The organism is Priestia sp. RMT2NF4 (assembly GCF_047872835.1).
GTDB lineage: Bacteria > Bacillota > Bacilli > Bacillales > Bacillaceae_H > Priestia > Priestia zanthoxyli.
The window spans coordinates 1-18,900 of record NZ_JBLQZO010000018.1 but is presented as its reverse complement, the minus strand read 5'-3'; the positions used below and the strand labels follow the sequence as shown (position 1 = coordinate 18,900).

Below are 18,900 nucleotides of genomic sequence, written 5' to 3'. Positions count from 1 at the left end.
GCGGGGTGGAGCAGTTCGGTAGCTCGTCGGGCTCATAACCCGAAGGTCGCAGGTTCAAATCCTGTCCCCGCAACCAACATGGTCCCGTGGTGTAGCGGTTAACATGCCTGCCTGTCACGCAGGAGATCGCGGGTTCGATTCCCGTCGGGACCGCCATGTTTTAGAAACGAAACAATGTGTTTCGTCTTTTTTATTGTTTGAACCATTTTTATATAAAACTTTACCGTCCTTAGGAGCAATCCTAAGGAATTTTTTATATACAAAGAAATTTCTTTGTAGAATTGCGATGTTAAAGATTGTTGGATTTCTTACTGGATATGTATAGTCCACAACGTTTACAATATATATATACAGATTGAAATGAGGTTCTGAATGAATGACAGAGATTAATGAATTTACGTTTATGTCTACGTCTCCTGATGAAACTAATCAGCTGGCTGCTCGTCTAGCAACTTTATTAGAAGCTGGTGACGTGCTGCTGCTTGAAGGCGATTTGGGAGCTGGAAAGACAACATTCACAAAAAGTTTAGCTAAAGGCTTAGGAATTGAACGCAATGTGAATAGCCCGACATTTACTATCATTAAAGAATACAAAAGCGGTCGCCTTCCTCTTTACCATATGGATGTGTACCGTCTAGGGGATGAATTTGAAGACCTAGGGTTCGATGAGTATTTTGAAGGAGATGGCGTGACGGTCGTGGAGTGGGCTCACCTGATTGAAGAGCAGCTTCCTAATGAATATATTCAAATCAATATTTACCATGAAAACGAAACGACTCGTAAAATCCTTGTAAAAGCGATAGGCAGTCGGTACGTTGAAATATGTAAGGAGCTTTTTAAAAGATGAAAATGTTAGCCATTGATACATCCAATTTTGTCATGGGTGTTGCTGTCGTTGAAGAAAACAAAGTAATTGGAGAAATTATTACGAATCTAAAAAAGAATCACTCTGTTCGTGTGATGAACGCTGTGGAATCTTTGTTAAAAGATTGTGATATTGCGCCAAGCGAGCTAGACCGTATTGTAGTGGCACACGGTCCCGGGTCCTATACCGGTGTACGCATTGGTGTTACCATTGCCAAGACACTTGCTTGGACTTTAAATATTCCTTTAATAGGTGTATCTAGCCTTGAGGCACTAGCAGCAAACGGTCGTTATTTTGATGGATATATTGCTCCGTTATTTGATGCGCGCCGTCAGCAGCTTTATACAGGACTATATGAATGGAATAACGAACGAGGTCTTGTAGAAGTTGAAAGTGATCGACTTGTTATTAATAAGGACTGGGCGGAACATTTAAAGTCATACAACAAACCTATTTTATTCATAGGCAATGATCTTTCCATGCATGAAGAGGCGTTAAAAGAAGTGTTGAGTGAACAAGCTGTATTTGCCCATGTTCAGCAGTTTAACCCAAGACCAAGTGAATTGGCTTTCTTAGGAATGAAGAAAGAGCCGCAGTCTGTGCATACTTTTGTTCCGAACTACATTCGTTTAGCTGAAGCAGAAGCCAACTGGCTTGCTTCACAGCAAAAAGGATAAAAGAAGGTATAACATGAAACTAACAATTAAGTTTCGTTTAATGGAAGTTAAAGATATTGATCAAGTAGTGAAAATCGAAGAGAAGTCTTTTACGACACCTTGGAGTGCAGAAGCATTTCAAAATGAGTTAACCAATAATCAATTTTCAACTTACATTGTGATGGAAGAAGGGGAAAATATTATTGGTTATTGCGGAACGTGGATTGTTATTGACGAAGCACATGTAACCAACATTGCGCTATTGCCAGACTACCGAGGCAAGGGACTGGGTGAATTGCTGCTGCGCAACGTGATGGACGTTCTTCGAAAACTAGGTGCTACGTCAATGACATTAGAAGTTAGGGTATCTAATCATATTGCACAATCATTGTATCAAAAGCTAGGTTTTAAACCTGGAGGTATTCGTAAGAATTATTATTCTGATAACAATGAGGATGCATTAGTTATGTGGGTGAATTTATGAATGAAAATCAATTAATTTTAGCATTAGAAACAAGCTGTGATGAGACAGCAGCAGCTGTGATTCGAAACGGTCATGAAATTGTAGCCAATGTGGTGGCCTCTCAAATAGAAAGCCATAAACGATTTGGCGGTGTCGTACCGGAAATTGCATCTCGTCATCATGTAGAACAAATTACAGTAGTAGTTGAAGAAACTTTAAATCAAGCGAACTTGACGTTTGCAGATATAGATGCAATAGCTGTAACGGAAGGACCAGGGCTTGTGGGAGCACTTCTTATTGGCGTAAATGCAGCCAAAGCGCTAGCATTTGCACATCAAAAGCCATTAATTGGTGTTCATCATATTGCAGGACATATTTATGCAAATCAGCTAATCAAAAAACTAGAATTCCCGCTCTTATCGCTAGTTGTATCTGGCGGGCATACGGAGCTTGTATACATGGAAAGTCACGGTCATTTTAAAGTGATCGGTGAAACAAGAGATGATGCAGCAGGAGAAGCCTACGATAAAGTAGCCCGCACGTTAAACCTTCCATATCCAGGCGGACCTCATATTGACCGCCTTGCACATGAAGGAGAGCCATTAATTGATTTGCCGCGTGCTTGGCTAGAAGAAGGATCCTATGATTTTAGTTTCAGTGGATTAAAATCAGCAGTTATTAACACTGTCCACAATGCGAAGCAAAAAGGTGAAGAGATTCTTCCACAAACACTTGCTGCTAGCTTTCAAGCGAGTGTCATTGATGTGTTAGTAACTAAAACGATTAAAGCTGCAAAGGAATATAACGTTAAGCAAGTTTTATTAGCAGGAGGAGTTGCTGCTAATAAAGGGCTTAGAGCAGCGCTAGAAGAGGCATTTGAACCCCTATCAAATATTGAGCTTATTATCCCGCCGCTATCTCTATGTACGGATAATGCCGCAATGATTGGAGCAGCAGCAAGCGTACGATTTGCTCAAGGAAAACGTTCAGATATGTCATTAAATGCAAACCCCGGTTTGGACTTGGAAGAGTAAGTGACGAATGAGATTTATTTCTCATTCGTCTTTTTTTGTGGATAAAAATGATTTATCAACAATATTCAATAAATTTAGAATTGACTGTGGATAATTATGTGGAAAAGTCCGTGCACTCAGTACACGGACCTGTTATCAACAAGTTTTAATTATGAAAATCAGACAGATATCCACTATTTATTCACAGAGTGGATAAAGCTTGCTCTTAAGCGCATGAACAAGTAAATAGGATGAATAGATACGCAAAAATATAGGCTACTCTTCTAGAAGCAGCTGTAATTCTTCCCACTCTTCCATTAATGTGGATAACTGTGAAGAAATTTTTTCATTTTCACCGTTTAATCTTGATACTTCTTCGTGATTTTGATAAATTTCAGGGTCACAAAGAAGTTCTTCATTCGCCGCTTGGGCGGCTTCTAATTTGTTTACTTCAGTTTCAATTTCTTCAATGCGGCGCGTTCGCTGTCTCATCAATTTCTTTTGTTCTTTATCTTGTTTATAGGACTGTTTATCTACTTTTACCGTACGTTCTTCGTTTGCTTTTATATTTTCTAATTCTTTGATTTCCTCTATTTCTGCTTTCTTTTCTACATAATAGTCATAATCTCCAAGAAATTCTTCTACTCCTTCAGGAGATAGCTCTGCTATTTTATTGGCAATACGATTAATAAAATAACGGTCATGTGAAACAAATAATAGAGTCCCTGGGTAATCAATTAACGCATTCTCGAGTACTTGTTTGCTATCTAAATCAAGATGGTTAGTAGGTTCATCCAAAATTAAGAAGTTAGCTTTTTGAAGCATAAGCTTCGCAAGAGCTAAACGTGCTTTTTCACCACCGCTGAGCGTGGAAACGATTTTCAGTACATCATCACCTGAAAACAGAAAATTTCCAAGCGCTGTACGGATTTCTTTTTCAGGTTTGGCTGGGTAGTCATCCCAAAGTTCATTTAAAACGGTTTTATTAGACGTTAAATTGGCTTGCTCTTGGTCGTAATAACCAACCATTACATTTGAGCCAAAGGAAATGGTTCCAGTCTTGAAGCTGAGTTTATCCACAATGCCTTTTAATAAAGTTGATTTCCCCACGCCATTAGGACCAACCAACGCAAGGCTTTCCCCTTTTTTAATGCGAAGGTTTGCCTCTTGGACGACATAGTTGTTTTCATCATATCCGATAGACACATCTTCCAGATTTAAGACTTCATTTCCGCTTTGACGTTCAATTTCAAACGAAAAACTAGCTGATTTTTCGCCTTCGTTAGGTCGATTTATTAACTCCATTCGATCGAGCTGTTTACGTCTGCTTTGCGCACGTTTTGTAGTCGATGCGCGGGCGATGTTTCGCTGAATAAAATCATTCAGCTTTGCGACTTCATCTTGCTGCTTTTCGTACTGACGCAACTCTTTTTCATATCGCTCTGCTTTTTGTACAAGGTATTTAGAGTAGTTGCCCGTGTACTTCACCGTTGTTTTTTGTACGACTTCATACACTTGATTTACGACTTTATCAAGGAAGTAACGATCATGTGAAACGATTAAAATAGCTCCTTCATACCCTTGCAGAAACTGTTCCAGCCATGCTAAAGTTTCAATATCTAAGTGGTTGGTAGGCTCATCCAGAATAAGCAAATCAGGCTTTGTTAAAAGCAGTTTTGCAAGAGCCAGGCGCGTTTTTTGTCCACCGCTTAAGGAGGAAATAGGGGTGCTGTAGTCAAAGTTTGAAAAACGGAAACCGTGAAGAATAGATCGTGTATCCGCTTCATATTGATAGCCGCCTAAATCTTTAAACGTTACTTGAAGCTGATCATACTCTTTGGTTAGTTTTTCGTATTGAACTGAATCATTAAAAATGTCTGGATCACCCATCTTCGTTTCAAGCGTACGTAATTCTTTTTCCATCTTCTTTAATGGAGCAAAGACAGTCATCATTTCTTCCCATATGGAGAGTGTTGACTCAAGAACTGTATCTTGTCCCATATAATCAATGGAAACACCCTTAGGTTTAATAATTTCTCCGCTGTCATAGGAAAGCTGCTCAGCAATAATTTTTAATAAAGTTGATTTACCAGCACCGTTTCGTCCCACTAGGGCAATGCGGTCTTTTGATTGTACTTCTAACTTTATATTCGATAAAATGGGTTCTGCCCCATAGTATTTTGTAATACCGTTCAATTGTAGAATAATCATTTTTTCACCTCTAGTAGTATATCCATAGTGTATTTTAACATATTTTTAACTACAAGTTCTTCCTACAAGCGTTTGTAATTTGTAGAGGGACAAGGACAAATGATGAAGCGAATGTTTTGATTCATGAAATAAAATGATTTTACCTGCACATTTTATACAGGATACTATGTTAAAATAAGAGATAAGTGCATCTCTGAACTTATCTATGATGGATGTAAAAAAAATCCGTCATGACTAACAAACCGATCCTTTGAAGGGCTAATTGCTTCGTTCTACATACCGACTTTAAGGAGTGCTGAATAGACAAAAGCCGTCGAGGTGTGAAGCGGAGTATATATAAAACAAGAGAAAAGAGAGAGAATTGGAAGCGCTACCTCAAAGCGGTTGATGCTTTGTGAAAGGTAATGCAATATTACTTGAAAATGTTAGTAATGACATACATGAACTGAGGGGGTACAACGTGAACACTGAACAATTAAAAATACCACAAGCAACGGCTAAGCGATTGCCGCTTTATTATCGTTTTTTGAAAAATTTGCATGCTTCTGGTAAACAGCGTGTGTCGTCAGCGGAGTTAAGTGAGGCAGTGAAAGTGGATTCTGCTACTATTCGTCGGGACTTTTCTTACTTTGGTGCATTAGGAAAAAAGGGATACGGCTACAATGTGAATTATTTACTTACATTTTTCCGTAAAACGTTAGACCAAGATGAAGTAACGAAAGTAGCACTGATTGGCGTAGGGAATCTAGGAACGGCCTTTTTAAATTATAATTTTATTAAAAATAATAACACCAAAATTGAGTGCGCTTTTGATGTGATAGAAGATAAAGTAGGTACGAAAGTAGGCGACGTGCCGGTCTATCATCTTGACCAATTGGAAGATTATATGAGTGATGACATCTCAGTAGCGATTTTAACCGTTCCTGCCACTGTTGCTCAGCAAATTACTGATCGTTTAGTGAGTTGCGGAATTAAAGGAATTTTAAACTTTACTCCTGCACGCTTAAACGTACCGGATGAGATTCGACTCCATCATATTGATCTTGCTGTAGAATTACAGTCGCTCGTCTACTTTTTGAAAAATTATCCTGTTGAATAAGGCGGACTGTGTTACGATTTCCTTAAGTCTAAATTAATAAGGAGAGTGGGAATATGGGGATTGGAGCAGGCAGTTGGATTATTATTGCGATTGTAGCACTGCTTATTTTTGGGCCGAAACGGTTACCGGAGCTAGGAAGATCAGTGGGCCAAACGCTTAGAGAGTTTAAGCATGCCGCTAGCGGTGCATCAGAAGATCGTGAAAAAGATAAACAGCGTCAAGTAGATGACAAAGAGTAAAAGGGTGATCATAGTATGACCGAACAAGAAATGTCAATATATGATCATATAGGAGAGCTGCGAAAACGCATTTTAATTGTTTTATTTTTCTTTGTGATTGCCACAATTGGCGGCTTTTTTATAGCGGATAAGGTTATTGTCTATTTACAGCATGCTGATGAGGCAAAGAATTTAACGATGAATGCATTTCGGTTAACAGATCCAGTTAAGATTTATATGCAATTTGCTGTTATTATCGGCTGTGTACTTGCAGCTCCTGTTGCACTGTATCAACTTTGGGCATTTATTAGTCCTGGTTTATATGAAAAAGAGCGTAAGGTAACGCTTGGATATATTCCTGTTTCCATTTTTCTCTTTATCGGCGGTGTCTCTTTTTCTTATTTTGTGTTGTTTCCATTTGTCGTTGATTTTATGACGCGCGTTTCTGATGAGCTGAATGTAAACCAAGTGATTGGCATTAATGAATACTTTTCTTTTTTAATGCAGCTCACACTGCCTTTTGGCTTGTTGTTTCAGCTTCCTGTCGTCGTTATGTTTTTGACGCGTTTAGGAATTATAACGCCTATGTTTTTATCTCAAATTCGAAAATATGCCTATTTCGTACTGCTAGTTATTGCCGCACTTATTACACCACCGGAATTGCTCTCGCACATGATGGTGACAGTGCCGCTCTTAATTTTGTATGAAATCAGCATCATTATTTCCCGCATTTCGTATCGCAAAGTGTTAAAGGCAAGGGCAGAGCAAGAAAGAGAAGATGTTAGTATGTAAAAAAAACCACTGAAACAGTGGTTTTTTTATTTGGATGAATCATCTTGATTTTTATATTGCTGCTGCAATTTTTTAATTTTGTAGTGCAAGATAAAGATGCGAACCGCAAACCTGAAATCGAATGCGGCTACGAGTGCAAATAAGATTGTGGGGAAATTCCAGACGGTTTCCTGGGCATTTTGAATTGCCAAGTAGGTGAATAAAATCCCCATAATAATATAAATAAACCCTCGTGTTAAAGGGATATTCTTCATAAAAACATGCCTCCAAAAATGAACTGCATTTGTTCTGCTTGTTTTTGCATTTCTATAATTTTATCTGCAAAAATAGTTTGAGATAAAATAACGATTGTATTCATCAAAACATGAGCAATAATAGGTACAACAATTAGTCTCGTCCTTGCATAAAGGAATGCAAATACAAATCCCATAGCTGTATACACAAGTAAATGTTTAAAATCCCAGTGTACCGCAGCGAAAATAAGGGAACTAATAAATGCAGAGATAAAGAAATTGTATCGTTTGTGAAGAGAACCAAAAATAATCTTTCGGAAAATAATCTCTTCTAGTATTGGTCCAATAACAGACGTAACGACAATAAGGAACGGCGTTGCTTTAACAAGATTAACAATATTTTGTGTGTTTTCAGATACTTGGGTAATGCCAAGAGCGTGCTCAATCATACCTGCTACAGCTTGACCAGCCATAGCGAGAAACACCCCAAGGACTGACCAGACAACAGCAATCGTTTTTCCAGCATGTTCTATACGCATGGACATGTCACGGCGCAGCAGCAGTAAGACAATAAGTAAACCAAGGATAAAGCTAATGATAGTCCAATAAGTCAAAAGCATGACATTCGCTGTTCGAACTGGATAGTCATCAAACATTCCTGTTAATTTTAACAGCGGTATACCAACAACTCCTGAAAACTGCATAAGGATGTAGGTGAGGATAACATACCAATAACGTTTTTCCAATCTTCTATACTCCTTTAAAAGGTTTTTATGTATATATGTCGAAGAAGTACTGTAAAGTTAGTAATTTCTTCTTGCTCGTATTGTAACATACATATTATTGAACAGAGAAAAGAATGCTTTATTTCTCAAAATCGTCGAAATCTAAGACTATTATATGTAGTTGTCGTAAATTTTAAATTTTTTTTGTTTAATACTTGCAAAAAAAACCCACTTTGTTTTAATATAATAATTGTGTTAGCACTCGTTGAGGTTGAGTGCTAATAAAAATGCAAACATATTATTTGAGGAGGTTGTTTCACTTGTTAAAGCCATTAGGTGATCGCGTAGTGATTGAACTTGTAAAATCTGAGGAAAAAACAGCAAGCGGTATCGTGTTACCGGACAGTGCAAAAGAAAAGCCACAAGAGGGTAAAATTGTTGCTGTAGGTACAGGCCGAGTATTAGAAAGCGGTGAGCGTGTAGCTTTAGAAGTAGCTGCGGGCGATCGTATCATCTTCTCAAAATATGCGGGTACTGAAGTAAAATACGAAGGTACTGAATACTTAATTTTACGCGAAAGCGATATTTTAGCTGTAATCGGCTAATTTTAACCACAAACTTATCATACGTAAAAAATAGATTATTAAGAACATCTTGAGGAGGTCAAAGAACATGGCAAAAGACATTAAATTTAGCGAAGAAGCACGTCGCGCAATGCTACGTGGTGTAGATACATTAGCAAATGCTGTAAAAGTAACGCTTGGACCAAAAGGTCGTAACGTTGTATTGGAAAAGAAATTCGGTTCACCGCTTATTACAAATGACGGTGTAACAATTGCAAAAGAAATCGAATTAGAAGACGCATTTGAAAATATGGGTGCTAAATTAGTAGCCGAAGTTGCTAGCAAAACAAACGACGTTGCTGGTGACGGTACAACTACTGCAACAGTTTTAGCGCAAGCAATGATCAGAGAAGGTCTTAAAAACGTAACGGCTGGTGCTAACCCAATGGGTATCCGTAAAGGTATGGAAAAAGCAGTAGCTGTAGCGGTTGAAGAACTAAAAGCAATCTCTAAACCAATTCAAGGTAAAGATTCAATTGCTCAAGTAGCGGCTATCTCAGCAGCTGACGAAGAAGTAGGTCAATTAATTGCTGAAGCAATGGAGCGCGTTGGTAACGACGGCGTTATCACACTTGAAGAATCAAAAGGTTTCACAACTGAATTAGAAGTGGTAGAAGGTATGCAGTTTGACCGTGGATATGCATCTCCTTACATGGTAACTGATTCAGATAAAATGGAAGCTGTATTAGATGATCCATACATCTTAATCACAGACAAAAAAATCGGTAACATTCAAGAAATCTTACCGGTATTAGAGCAAGTTGTTCAACAAGGCAAGCCTCTATTAATCATTGCTGAAGACGTAGAAGGTGAAGCTTTAGCAACATTAGTTGTGAACAAACTTCGCGGTACATTTACAGCTGTAGCTGTTAAAGCTCCTGGTTTCGGTGATCGTCGTAAAGCAATGCTACAAGACGTTGCGATCCTAACAGGCGGAGAAGTAATCACTGAAGAGCTTGGTCTTGACTTAAAAACAGCAGGCATCGATCAATTAGGTCGCGCTTCTAAAATTGTTGTAACAAAAGAAAATACAACAGTTGTAAACGGTGCAGGAAACGCAGAAGATATCCTAGCACGCGTAAACCAAATCAAAGCTCAGCTTGAAGAAACAACTTCAGAGTTTGACCGTGAAAAATTACAAGAGCGCTTAGCAAAACTTGCTGGTGGCGTAGCTGTAATCAAAGTTGGTGCGGCAACTGAAACTGAGTTAAAAGAACGTAAATTACGTATTGAAGATGCATTAAACTCTACGCGTGCTGCGGTTGAAGAAGGTATCGTAGCTGGTGGTGGTACTGCATTAGTAAATATCTATAATAAAGTAGCAAGCATCGAAGCTGACGGTGACACTGCTACAGGTATCAACATCGTATTGCGTGCGATTGAAGAGCCTGTACGTCAAATCGCTCACAACGCTGGTTTAGAAGGATCAGTAATCGTTGAGCGCCTAAAAGGCGAAGCAGTTGGAACTGGATTCAACGCTGCAACTGGCGAGTGGGTAAATATGCTAGACACTGGTATCGTTGACCCAACAAAAGTAACGCGTTCAGCTCTTCAAAATGCTTCTTCTGTAGCGGCTATGTTCTTAACAACTGAAGCAGTTGTTGCTGACAAGCCAGAAGAAGGCGGAGCTCCTGCAATGCCTGACATGGGCGGCATGGGTGGAATGGGCGGCATGATGTAATCACTGCCCTACCTAAAAAAGCGACCAAGTACTCACTTGGTCGCTTTTTTGTGTGCGTTAATATTTTCAGATTTTTTTAAAATTTGTTAAGATAGTACTATGTTTATTGGAAAACTTACTAAACTCAAGGCTTAACTGAGTTTTAAGGGGGAGCTTCGTTGATTCAGCTCGATCATATTAATAATAAATTAAACCAAGTATTAGAAAACATTGATCAAATTGTGATTGGAAAACGTCACGTATCTACGTTGAGTTTGGTTGCTTTGCTTGCCGAGGGCCATATTTTGCTTGAAGATGTACCGGGTGTAGGAAAAACGATGCTAGTGAAGGCACTGGCCAAATCAATTGATGCGGAATTTAAACGAATTCAATTCACGCCTGATTTGCTGCCGTCCGACGTAACAGGTGTTTCTATTTACAGTCCAAAAGACATGGAATTTCATTTTCGTCCAGGTCCTATCATGAGCCACATAGTACTCGCTGATGAGATTAACAGGACTTCTCCTAAAACACAATCGGCGCTTTTAGAAGCAATGGCTGAGCATCATGTAACAACCGATGGTATCACCCGGGAAATTCCGGCGCCTTTTTTTGTGATGGCTACTCAAAATCCCGTTGATTTTGATGGGACCTATCATTTGCCGGAAGCGCAGCTGGATCGTTTTTTATTCAAACTAAGCATGGGGTATCCTACGCAAGAAGAGGAGCTTCAAATTTTAAATGGCGTATCGACTCAAGTTAATCTTGAAGATGTCAAACCTGTTATGAGCGTTCCAGAATTAGTACAGGCTCAAAAAGCTGTAAGCAGTATTTATGTAGATGATACGATCAAGAACTATATCATTGAAATTATTCGCAAAACTCGCTCTCATCCACATGTTTCATTAGGTATTAGTCCTCGTGGCACGGTTTCCTTTATGAAGGCTATTCAAGCATATGCGTTAGTAAAGGGAAGAGATTACTGTCTTCCTGATGATGTTCAAGAGCTTGCTTCGTATGTGTGTGCACATCGCTTAACGCTAAGACCTGATACTCAGTACAGCGGTTTAACAACGAGTGATGTGATGAAGCAAATTATGGCTGATACGAAAGTACCTGTTAAAAGGTAAGAGGATAATTTATGAAACAGTATATAAAAGTGATATGGAACAAAGGTAGAGACTGGTTCGTTTTATTCTGCATCTTTACCGCTACGTTTTCTTACGCCATGTTTCAAGGAGGCTTTGTCAGCTGGTTTTTATTTTATAGCTTCTTACCTTTTGGATTATATGCGGTAGCCGTGTTGCTCTATCCGTTGAAGAAGTGGAATGTTGCTCGTGATGTGAAGCTACAGCCTCGATTCGCTGGAGATCATCTTTCTTATGACATTCACATTACACGCTCCTCGGCTTTTCCTGTTTATATGGCAGCGGTGAAAGAGGAGAGTAACCTTTTAGATCAAGAAGAAAGAACAATTTATCCGCTTTTTCAACGAAACGCTGTTATTCCGTATGAAAGATCGTTTGTAGAAAGAGGAGAATATGAATTTTTTACGATTTCAATTGAAATTAGTGATTTATTAGGCATCGTAAAAAAGAAGGCATATTTTCTACTGCAGCAGCGATTTATCGTTTATCCTCAGATTCATAAGATAGATATCCCGTTTCTTTTAGCGGGAATAGAAGAAGGGAAAAATGAAGTTTCTACGGGAAATCAATCTACTACGTTAGTGACAGGCATTAGAGAATATCAGCCGGGTGACCGATTAGGATCTATCGATTGGAAGGCGACCGCTCGTAAAGCTACGTTGATTTCTAAAGAGTTTGGTCATTATCATGAACGGAGTATAATTATCATTGCAGATGTTATGGGCCCTCTATACTTTGAAGAGCGAATGAGCTTTCTGGCATCCATGCTCATTCATGAAGAAACCAAGCGTAAAAAAGTCGATTTTCTTTTAGCTGGAGATGCCCTTTTTTCGCAGAAAACCTCTGAACAAAGGGAGGCTGATAACCTGTTGCATCACTTAGCACGTGCACAGCCTATTAGCAATCGAGCATTCGAAACAGAATTTCAGAATATTGCTATTCAAAAGCAGCATTCTTTTATGGTAATTGTCAGTCAGGTTACAGGGACTCTTATTGGCCAGATTCAATCCAAGCTGAGCCCTCATGCTAAGGCTTCACTCATTGTCGTTAAAAATGAAGGAGCGGGGCTTAGTGACGAAGAGACAGTTATTGTCAATGGCATACAATCTTCTGCTTTAACGATTGAAGTCGTTCATATTGATCTTCCTCTATCACTAAAGGAAGTGAGGGCGGAAATAAGTGAATAAATCAGCTTGGTATGTAAAAAACGTCTTATTATACGCGGGAGCTTTCTTTTTATTAGTGGAATGGCTTCTCCCTTTAAATGAAGTCACTGATACGAATCAAATTCAATACTTTATCCTGTTTGTCGCTTACTGTTTTTTGAGCTTAACGTTTCGATTGCCGTTTATTGTGATGACGTTAGGGAGCATGTTGTTTATTTTGTTTTCACTTCACAATCTCTATTTCCAAGGTGCCTTCTTTTCTTCAGAATGGCTTCCAAGACTTTTGGAAATTCTTCAGTCAGATGTACAAAGTATCATGGAGTGGAATATAGCGAATTTATCCTTTGAAATGAGGACCACTTTATTTTTTATCCTGCTTTGGATTATGGCTTATTTAATTCGATACTGGATCTTTTATCAAAAAAGAATTTTCTTCTTTTTCTTCTTAACCATTTTGTATATTACCGTATTGGATACCTTTTCTACTTACGATGCCGGAGCTGTTATTATTCGCGTGACGATTATCGGATTTTTATTAGTAGCCATGCTTCGCATCAATCCTGAACGTATAAAAGGTGCTAGCACCGAGCGTTTAGAAAATAGAAAACGATCGTTTCTTTTTCTAGGCAGTTTTTTAGCCATTGTCATTGTGCTTGCTTATCTCGCCCCTAAACCAGGTCCGCAGTGGCCAGATCCGGTCCCTTTTATTGCAGCTCACACAACAAATCAAGGACAGGGAGAATCTGCAAGCGGTCAACGAATTGGCTATGATATGGACGATTCTAAATTGGGGGGATCCTTTGTCAATGATGATACGGTTGTGTTTACAGCTAAAGTAGAGGATGAGCACTATTGGCGTATTGAAACGAAGGATGTGTATACAGGTAAGGGCTGGGAGCTGTCTAAAGAGGAAGAAAAAGTGCCTTTCAAAGGAAATGAAAACTTACTCCCTCAATATGATTCAAGTGTTGCAGGAGAAGTAAGAAAAGCAGAAGTTACCTATTCGCAGCCTTCTGTTCATCTTATGCATGTTCCTCAACTGCTGTCTCTAACCTTAAAAAATGGCATTCAAACCGATGTTACACCGACAAATGAAAAATTATATCCTTATCAAAATGACAAACTTGTTACTGTTCAATCGTATGAGCTAACGTATAAATATCCTGTGTTTGATACCGGGCTTCTTCAGCAAGCAGAGGAGAAAAAGTCAGAGAGTCTAGAGAATAATAATGAATTTATAGCAAGGTATACACAGCTTCCTGCTAATTTGCCAAAACGAGTAAAGGATTTAGCTCGTACGATAACAAAAAATAAACACAATCGCTATGAAAAAGCGAAAGCCGTTGAAGAATACTTCCGATCCAATCCATATATATACGATACTGAAAACGTTCCAATTCCTACGAAGAATAAAGATTATGTGGATCAATTTTTATTTGATACAAAAAGAGGATACTGTGATAACTTCTCTACTTCTATGGTCGTGCTGCTTCGTTCATTAGATATTCCTGCTCGGTGGGTAAAGGGCTATACAGAAGGTGATGCCACCGTTATTTCAGGAAGTAGTAAGTGGACAACCTATGAAATTACACAAAATAATGCTCATTCTTGGGTCGAAGTCTATTTTCCAGGAGCGGGCTGGGTACCTTTTGAACCAACAAAAAGTTTTTCTAATCCTTATGATTTTGTAGATAGCCAACCTAACAACTCTAGTGAAAATAGTCAAAGGGAAGAAGAGAAACAAGAAACGCAAGTCAAGGAGCAGCCTAAGAAGAAAGAGCTTCCGGCACAAGAAAAAAGAGAGAAAGAAAAAACAGCTTCTCTTCAAAATGCTAAGTTGTCTATGAAATGGAAAGTGCTTTTCTACGGACTGATTGTAGTTATGTTAATAGTAATATATCTCAATCGATTTAAATGGTTTTTACCTTTTTATATCTCTTTTTATAAAAAGAAAGAGAGTGTGGAAACCTTTGAATCAGCGTATGCTTTTTTACTTAAAAGACTCGCTGCAAATGGACTAAAACGGCAAGAAAATCAAACGCTGCGCGACTTTGCAGGAGAAGTAGACGAAAAATTAAATACGGTAAATATGCTAAAATTAACGGAAAAATACGAGCGGGTTTTATATCGAAATGCAGATTCCATAAAAGAATGGAAAGAGTCGATTGAATTGTGGGAAAATTTAATCAAAAAAACGAGTTCTTGACCATTGTTTCGCGGATTGATAGAATATTCTCGAACTTACTATAAATGTTTCGTATACCTTCATATATCCTCGATAATATGGTTCGAGAGTCTCTACCGGGTCACCTTAAACGATCTGACTATGAAGGCAGAACAGTCTATTTGACGATAAACGTCGTGCTCAACTAGACTTCTGCCTTTGTTTTTTGAGGGAGAAGTCTAGTTTTTTTTATATTTTAGGGCATAATAACAAGTGATTATTTACACATTCGGAGAGGTGAACAAGATGGAAGGCATGATTGTTGTATTAGATTTTGGTAGTCAATATAACCAACTGATTACGCGTCGCATTCGCGAGTTCGGAGTATATAGTGAATTGCATCCGCACACAATTACAGCAGAAGAGATTAAAGCATTAAATCCAAAGGGAATTATTTTCTCTGGAGGCCCAAACAGTGTGTACGGTGAAAACGCATTTCACTGCGATGAAAACATTTTTGAATTAGGTATTCCTGTTTTAGGTATTTGTTATGGAATGCAATTAATGACTCATCATTTTGGCGGGAAGGTAGAAGGTGCTAGCCATCGTGAATATGGTAAAGCAGCGATTAACGTACAAAACGATTCATTAATGTACCATGAGTTGCCAAAAGAACAAGTTGTTTGGATGAGTCACGGTGATTTAGTTGTAGAAACACCAGCTGGTTTTGAAGTGGACGCAACTAGCCCATCTTGTCCAATTGCCGCAATGAGTAACAAAGAAAAGAATATGTACGGAGTGCAGTTCCATCCAGAAGTTCGCCATTCAGTGCACGGTAACCATATCTTAAAGAACTTCGTGTTTGAAGTATGTCATGCTGAAGCAAACTGGTCAATTGAGAACTTCATTGAAGTTGAAATGGATAAAATCCGTGAAACAGTTGGAGATAGAAAAGTACTTTGCGCACTTAGCGGCGGAGTAGACTCTTCGGTAGTAGCTGTATTAATTCACAAAGCAATTGGTGATCAGTTAACATGTATGTTCGTAGATCACGGTTTATTACGTAAAGGTGAAGCTGAAAGCGTAATGGAAACATTTAGCGAAGGCTTTAATATGAACGTAATTAAAATCGATGCAAAAGATCGCTTCTTAGAAAAATTAAGCGGTGTATCAGATCCTGAACAAAAGCGTAAAATCATCGGTAATGAATTTATTTATGTATTCGATGACGAAGCTGCTAAATTAAAAGGGTTTGATTTCCTAGCTCAAGGTACGCTATACACAGATATTATCGAGAGTGGGACAGCTACAGCTCAAACGATTAAATCTCACCATAATGTAGGTGGATTACCGGAAGATATGCAGTTCAAACTAATCGAACCGTTAAACACGCTATTCAAAGATGAAGTACGTGCATTAGGTTCTGAATTAGGTATTCCTGATAACATCGTTTGGCGTCAGCCTTTCCCAGGACCAGGTCTAGGTATTCGTGTACTTGGTGCAATTACGGAAGAGAAGTTAGAAATTGTACGTGAGTCGGATGCTATTTTACGTGAAGAGATTGCAAAAGCAGACTTAGAGCGCGATATCTGGCAATACTTTACGGTTCTTCCTGACATCCGCAGTGTAGGTGTAATGGGAGATGCTCGTACGTATGATTACACAATTGGTATTCGTGCTGTTACATCGATTGATGGTATGACTTCTGACTGGGCGCGTATTCCTTGGGATGTGCTTGAAGTTATCTCAACGCGTATTGTAAACGAAGTTAAGCATATTAACCGCGTAGTGTATGATATTACAAGTAAGCCACCTGCAACAATTGAATGGGAATAATATGTAAGAAAACCGAACAAACGAACATTCTTTTATAAGAATGTTCGTTTTTTGTTGACTTTTTTAAAAAGTTAATGGTAGGATAGTAACATAAAACAGCGAGATATAGCTTTAATGTCGTATAATCTTGGGGATAAGGCCCAAAAGTTTCTACCGAGCTACCGTAAATGGCTTGACTACGAGAAAGTAATACATGTATGTATAAAAATCTTTTGTTTTTTGCTCATACATTTCTCTTTTAGTCGATTTTATGCCTTTACGCGCCATAGTGTAGAGGCATTTTTTATGGCTTGCCTAAGTGCATGCGGCTTCTATAAAGGGAGGAAAAAACGTGAAGAAGTATTTTCGTTTTGAAGAGCTGGGTACTAGCTACCGAAAAGAGTTTATAGCTGGCCTTACAACTTTTCTATCTATGGCTTACATTTTATTTGTTAATCCATCTGTGCTATCACTAAGTGATGTAAAGGATCTACCTGACAGTATGAGAATGGACCAAGGGGCTGTATTTACAGCTACTGCTTTAGCGGCAGCTTTGGGATCAATTGTTATGGGAGTGCTTGGTAGATATCCAATTTCATTAGCTCCAGGTATGGGATTAAACGCATTTTTTGCTTATACAGTTGTTCTGACGATGGGAATTCCATGGCAGACGGCTTTAACGGGTGTTATGATATCAGGTGTTATTTTTATTCTTTTAACATTAACAAGCCTGCGAGAAAAAATTATTAATTCTATTCCTATTGAATTAAAAATGGCTGTTGGAGCAGGTATTGGTTTATTTATTAGTTTTATTGGTATGAAAGGTGCGGGAATCATCGTCAAAGATGATGCCACATTCGTTGGACTGGGTGATTTGACGAACCCAACAACATTACTTGCGGTTTTTGGTATTGTCATTACTATTGTATTAATGGTGCTTCGAGTAAATGCAGCTGTATTTATCGGTATGATTGTAACGGCTGTAGCAGGTATGGCTTTTGGATTAATTGATACACCTAAAGCAGTGGTTTCATCGGTTCCTAGTCTTGACCCGACGTTTGGGGCAGCTTTCCAAAATATCGGTGATATCTTTACTGTAAAGATGCTAGTCGTCATTTTAACTTTCTTATTCGTTGATTTCTTCGATACAGCAGGTACGATGGTTGCTGTAGCGAGTCAAGCTGGGCTTATGAAAGATAATAAGCTTCCGCGAGCGGGCAGAGCGTTATTGGCAGATTCTAGTGCGATTGTAGTTGGTGCTGTTCTTGGTACCTCATCAACAACAGCTTACGTAGAGTCTACGGCTGGAGTAGCAGCGGGCGGACGTTCAGGATTTACTGCAATCGTAACGGCGGCGTTTTTCTTAGTTGCACTGTTCTTTTCTCCGTTGTTAGCGGTCGTAACACCAGCTGTTACTGCGCCAGCTTTAATTACGGTAGGAGCTCTGATGGTGTCAAACTTAGGAGAAATCAATTGGAAAGAGTTCGAAGTGGCAGTTCCGGCATTTTTCACGGTGATCATGATGCCATTAACGTACAGTATTGCAACAGGCATTGCGGTTGGCTTTATCTTTTATCCTATTACAATGTTATGCAGCAAGCGTGGAAAAGAAGTGCATCCCATTATGTATGCTCTCTGTATCATCTTCATACTCTATTTCGCGTTCTTAGCAGAATAGTTTAAATAAAAAAGCTCAGTTTAATGACTGGGCTTTTTTTTTATGGTAAGATAAGAAAACTGCATAGCGGCTAGATTGCTATTGTAATAGAGGTTAATTGGTTACTTTACTGAAGGTTTACTTCATTAACTTTTTTATTTATAAAGTTTTTTAGAAAAACGATTGACTCTATATATTATATATGGTAAATTATTAAATGTCGCTGATGAACAGCGCAGTTGAGAGAAACATCTTAAAAAAGATGTTGACATCAAAATAATAGAATGTTATACTAATAAAGTTGCTTCAGAGCAACGGTTGAACTTTGAAAACTGAACAAAGCGACAAACGTCAACGTTAATTTTTATTTTTTAAATGAGCAAGTCAAACAT

Annotated in this window: 17 protein-coding genes, 1 tRNA gene and 2 riboswitches; of the genes, 15 read left to right on the top strand and 3 right to left on the bottom strand. The window is 38.6% G+C overall.

The genetic code is table 11. The features are described from left to right. Positions 1 to 80 precede the first annotated feature (80 nt). From ACMX9J_RS27285 to tsaD, 5 genes are all read left to right on the top strand, one after another. Positions 81 to 156: transfer RNA gene (locus ACMX9J_RS27285), tRNA-Asp, on the top strand. A gap of 220 nt (positions 157 to 376) precedes the next feature. After that, complete coding sequence (gene tsaE / locus ACMX9J_RS27280; RefSeq protein ID WP_013081426.1) at positions 377 to 847, top strand: tRNA (adenosine(37)-N6)-threonylcarbamoyltransferase complex ATPase subunit type 1 TsaE; 471 nt, start codon at positions 377 to 379, stop codon at positions 845 to 847. Next, positions 844 to 1,542, top strand: coding sequence for a tRNA (adenosine(37)-N6)-threonylcarbamoyltransferase complex dimerization subunit type 1 TsaB (gene tsaB / locus ACMX9J_RS27275; protein ID WP_028412695.1), 699 nt, complete (start codon positions 844 to 846; stop codon positions 1,540 to 1,542). Before tsaE ends, tsaB begins: the two co-directional genes overlap by 4 nt. Before the next feature lie 13 nt (positions 1,543 to 1,555). Further along, complete coding sequence (gene rimI / locus ACMX9J_RS27270; protein ID WP_028412696.1) at positions 1,556 to 2,005, top strand: ribosomal protein S18-alanine N-acetyltransferase; 450 nt, start codon at positions 1,556 to 1,558, stop codon at positions 2,003 to 2,005. Then, complete coding sequence (gene tsaD, locus ACMX9J_RS27265; protein ID WP_080754517.1) at positions 2,002 to 3,018, top strand: tRNA (adenosine(37)-N6)-threonylcarbamoyltransferase complex transferase subunit TsaD; 1,017 nt, start codon at positions 2,002 to 2,004, stop codon at positions 3,016 to 3,018. The genes rimI and tsaD overlap by 4 nt, the downstream gene beginning before the upstream one ends. Before the next feature lie 255 nt (positions 3,019 to 3,273). Here the strand turns inward: tsaD and ACMX9J_RS27260 are convergent, their stop codons facing one another. Then, positions 3,274 to 5,208, bottom strand: coding sequence for an ABC-F family ATP-binding cassette domain-containing protein (locus ACMX9J_RS27260; protein WP_098627224.1), 1,935 nt, complete (start codon positions 5,206 to 5,208; stop codon positions 3,274 to 3,276). A gap of 460 nt (positions 5,209 to 5,668) precedes the next feature. Between ACMX9J_RS27260 and ACMX9J_RS27255 the strand changes: the two genes are divergently transcribed. From ACMX9J_RS27255 to tatC, 3 genes are read left to right on the top strand one after another with little or no spacing between them, the layout of a single operon-like run. Continuing rightward, a complete protein-coding gene (locus ACMX9J_RS27255; RefSeq protein ID WP_028410376.1) occupies positions 5,669 to 6,307 on the top strand; it encodes a redox-sensing transcriptional repressor Rex in 639 nt (212 codons plus the stop codon). 53 nt (positions 6,308 to 6,360) lie between these two features. After that, positions 6,361 to 6,546, top strand: coding sequence for a twin-arginine translocase TatA/TatE family subunit (gene tatA, locus ACMX9J_RS27250; protein WP_013055022.1), 186 nt, complete (start codon positions 6,361 to 6,363; stop codon positions 6,544 to 6,546). Positions 6,547 to 6,561: 15 nt separating this feature from the next. Continuing rightward, entirely contained in the window at positions 6,562 to 7,317 is a 756-nt protein-coding gene (gene tatC, locus ACMX9J_RS27245; protein ID WP_013055023.1) for a twin-arginine translocase subunit TatC, read from the top strand. A gap of 26 nt (positions 7,318 to 7,343) precedes the next feature. Here tatC and ACMX9J_RS27240 read toward each other — a convergent pair whose 3' ends face one another. Continuing rightward, positions 7,344 to 7,571 (bottom strand): YdiK family protein, encoded by a 228-nt coding sequence (locus ACMX9J_RS27240; protein ID WP_013055024.1) that lies wholly within the window; start codon positions 7,569 to 7,571, stop codon positions 7,344 to 7,346. Continuing rightward, positions 7,568 to 8,296 (bottom strand): CPBP family intramembrane glutamic endopeptidase, encoded by a 729-nt coding sequence (locus ACMX9J_RS27235; RefSeq protein ID WP_028412699.1) that lies wholly within the window; start codon positions 8,294 to 8,296, stop codon positions 7,568 to 7,570. The genes ACMX9J_RS27240 and ACMX9J_RS27235 overlap by 4 nt, the downstream gene beginning before the upstream one ends. 299 nt (positions 8,297 to 8,595) lie before the next feature. Here ACMX9J_RS27235 and groES point away from each other — a divergent pair, with 299 nt between their 5' ends. From groES to ACMX9J_RS27200, 7 genes are all read left to right on the top strand, one after another. Further along, a complete protein-coding gene (gene groES, locus ACMX9J_RS27230) occupies positions 8,596 to 8,880 on the top strand; it encodes a co-chaperone GroES (protein WP_013055026.1) in 285 nt (94 codons plus the stop codon). A gap of 67 nt (positions 8,881 to 8,947) precedes the next feature. Beyond that, entirely contained in the window at positions 8,948 to 10,579 is a 1,632-nt protein-coding gene (gene groL, locus ACMX9J_RS27225; protein ID WP_028412700.1) for a chaperonin GroEL, read from the top strand. Positions 10,580 to 10,737: 158 nt separating this feature from the next. Continuing rightward, the gene (locus ACMX9J_RS27220; RefSeq protein WP_099330572.1) at positions 10,738 to 11,688 is read left to right on the top strand and encodes an AAA family ATPase; all 951 of its coding nucleotides are present in this window, start codon (positions 10,738 to 10,740) and stop codon (positions 11,686 to 11,688) included. 11 nt (positions 11,689 to 11,699) lie between these two features. Then, a complete protein-coding gene (locus ACMX9J_RS27215; RefSeq protein WP_416226443.1) occupies positions 11,700 to 12,893 on the top strand; it encodes a DUF58 domain-containing protein in 1,194 nt (397 codons plus the stop codon). Then, positions 12,886 to 15,078, top strand: coding sequence for a transglutaminase TgpA family protein (locus tag ACMX9J_RS27210; RefSeq protein WP_416226442.1), 2,193 nt, complete (start codon positions 12,886 to 12,888; stop codon positions 15,076 to 15,078). The genes ACMX9J_RS27215 and ACMX9J_RS27210 overlap by 8 nt, the downstream gene beginning before the upstream one ends. Positions 15,079 to 15,117: 39 nt before the next feature. Beyond that, positions 15,118 to 15,219, top strand: a riboswitch (purine riboswitch). A 123-nt stretch (positions 15,220 to 15,342) separates the two neighbouring features. Next, positions 15,343 to 16,872 (top strand): glutamine-hydrolyzing GMP synthase, encoded by a 1,530-nt coding sequence (guaA, locus tag ACMX9J_RS27205; RefSeq protein WP_028412703.1) that lies wholly within the window; start codon positions 15,343 to 15,345, stop codon positions 16,870 to 16,872. 97 nt (positions 16,873 to 16,969) lie between these two features. Continuing rightward, a riboswitch (purine riboswitch) is annotated at positions 16,970 to 17,071 on the top strand. Between the two features lie 132 nt (positions 17,072 to 17,203). After that, positions 17,204 to 18,529: an NCS2 family permease gene (locus ACMX9J_RS27200; protein ID WP_013055032.1), complete on the top strand. Its 1,326-nt coding sequence runs from the start codon at positions 17,204 to 17,206 to the stop codon at positions 18,527 to 18,529. Positions 18,530 to 18,900: the final 371 nt, after the last annotated feature.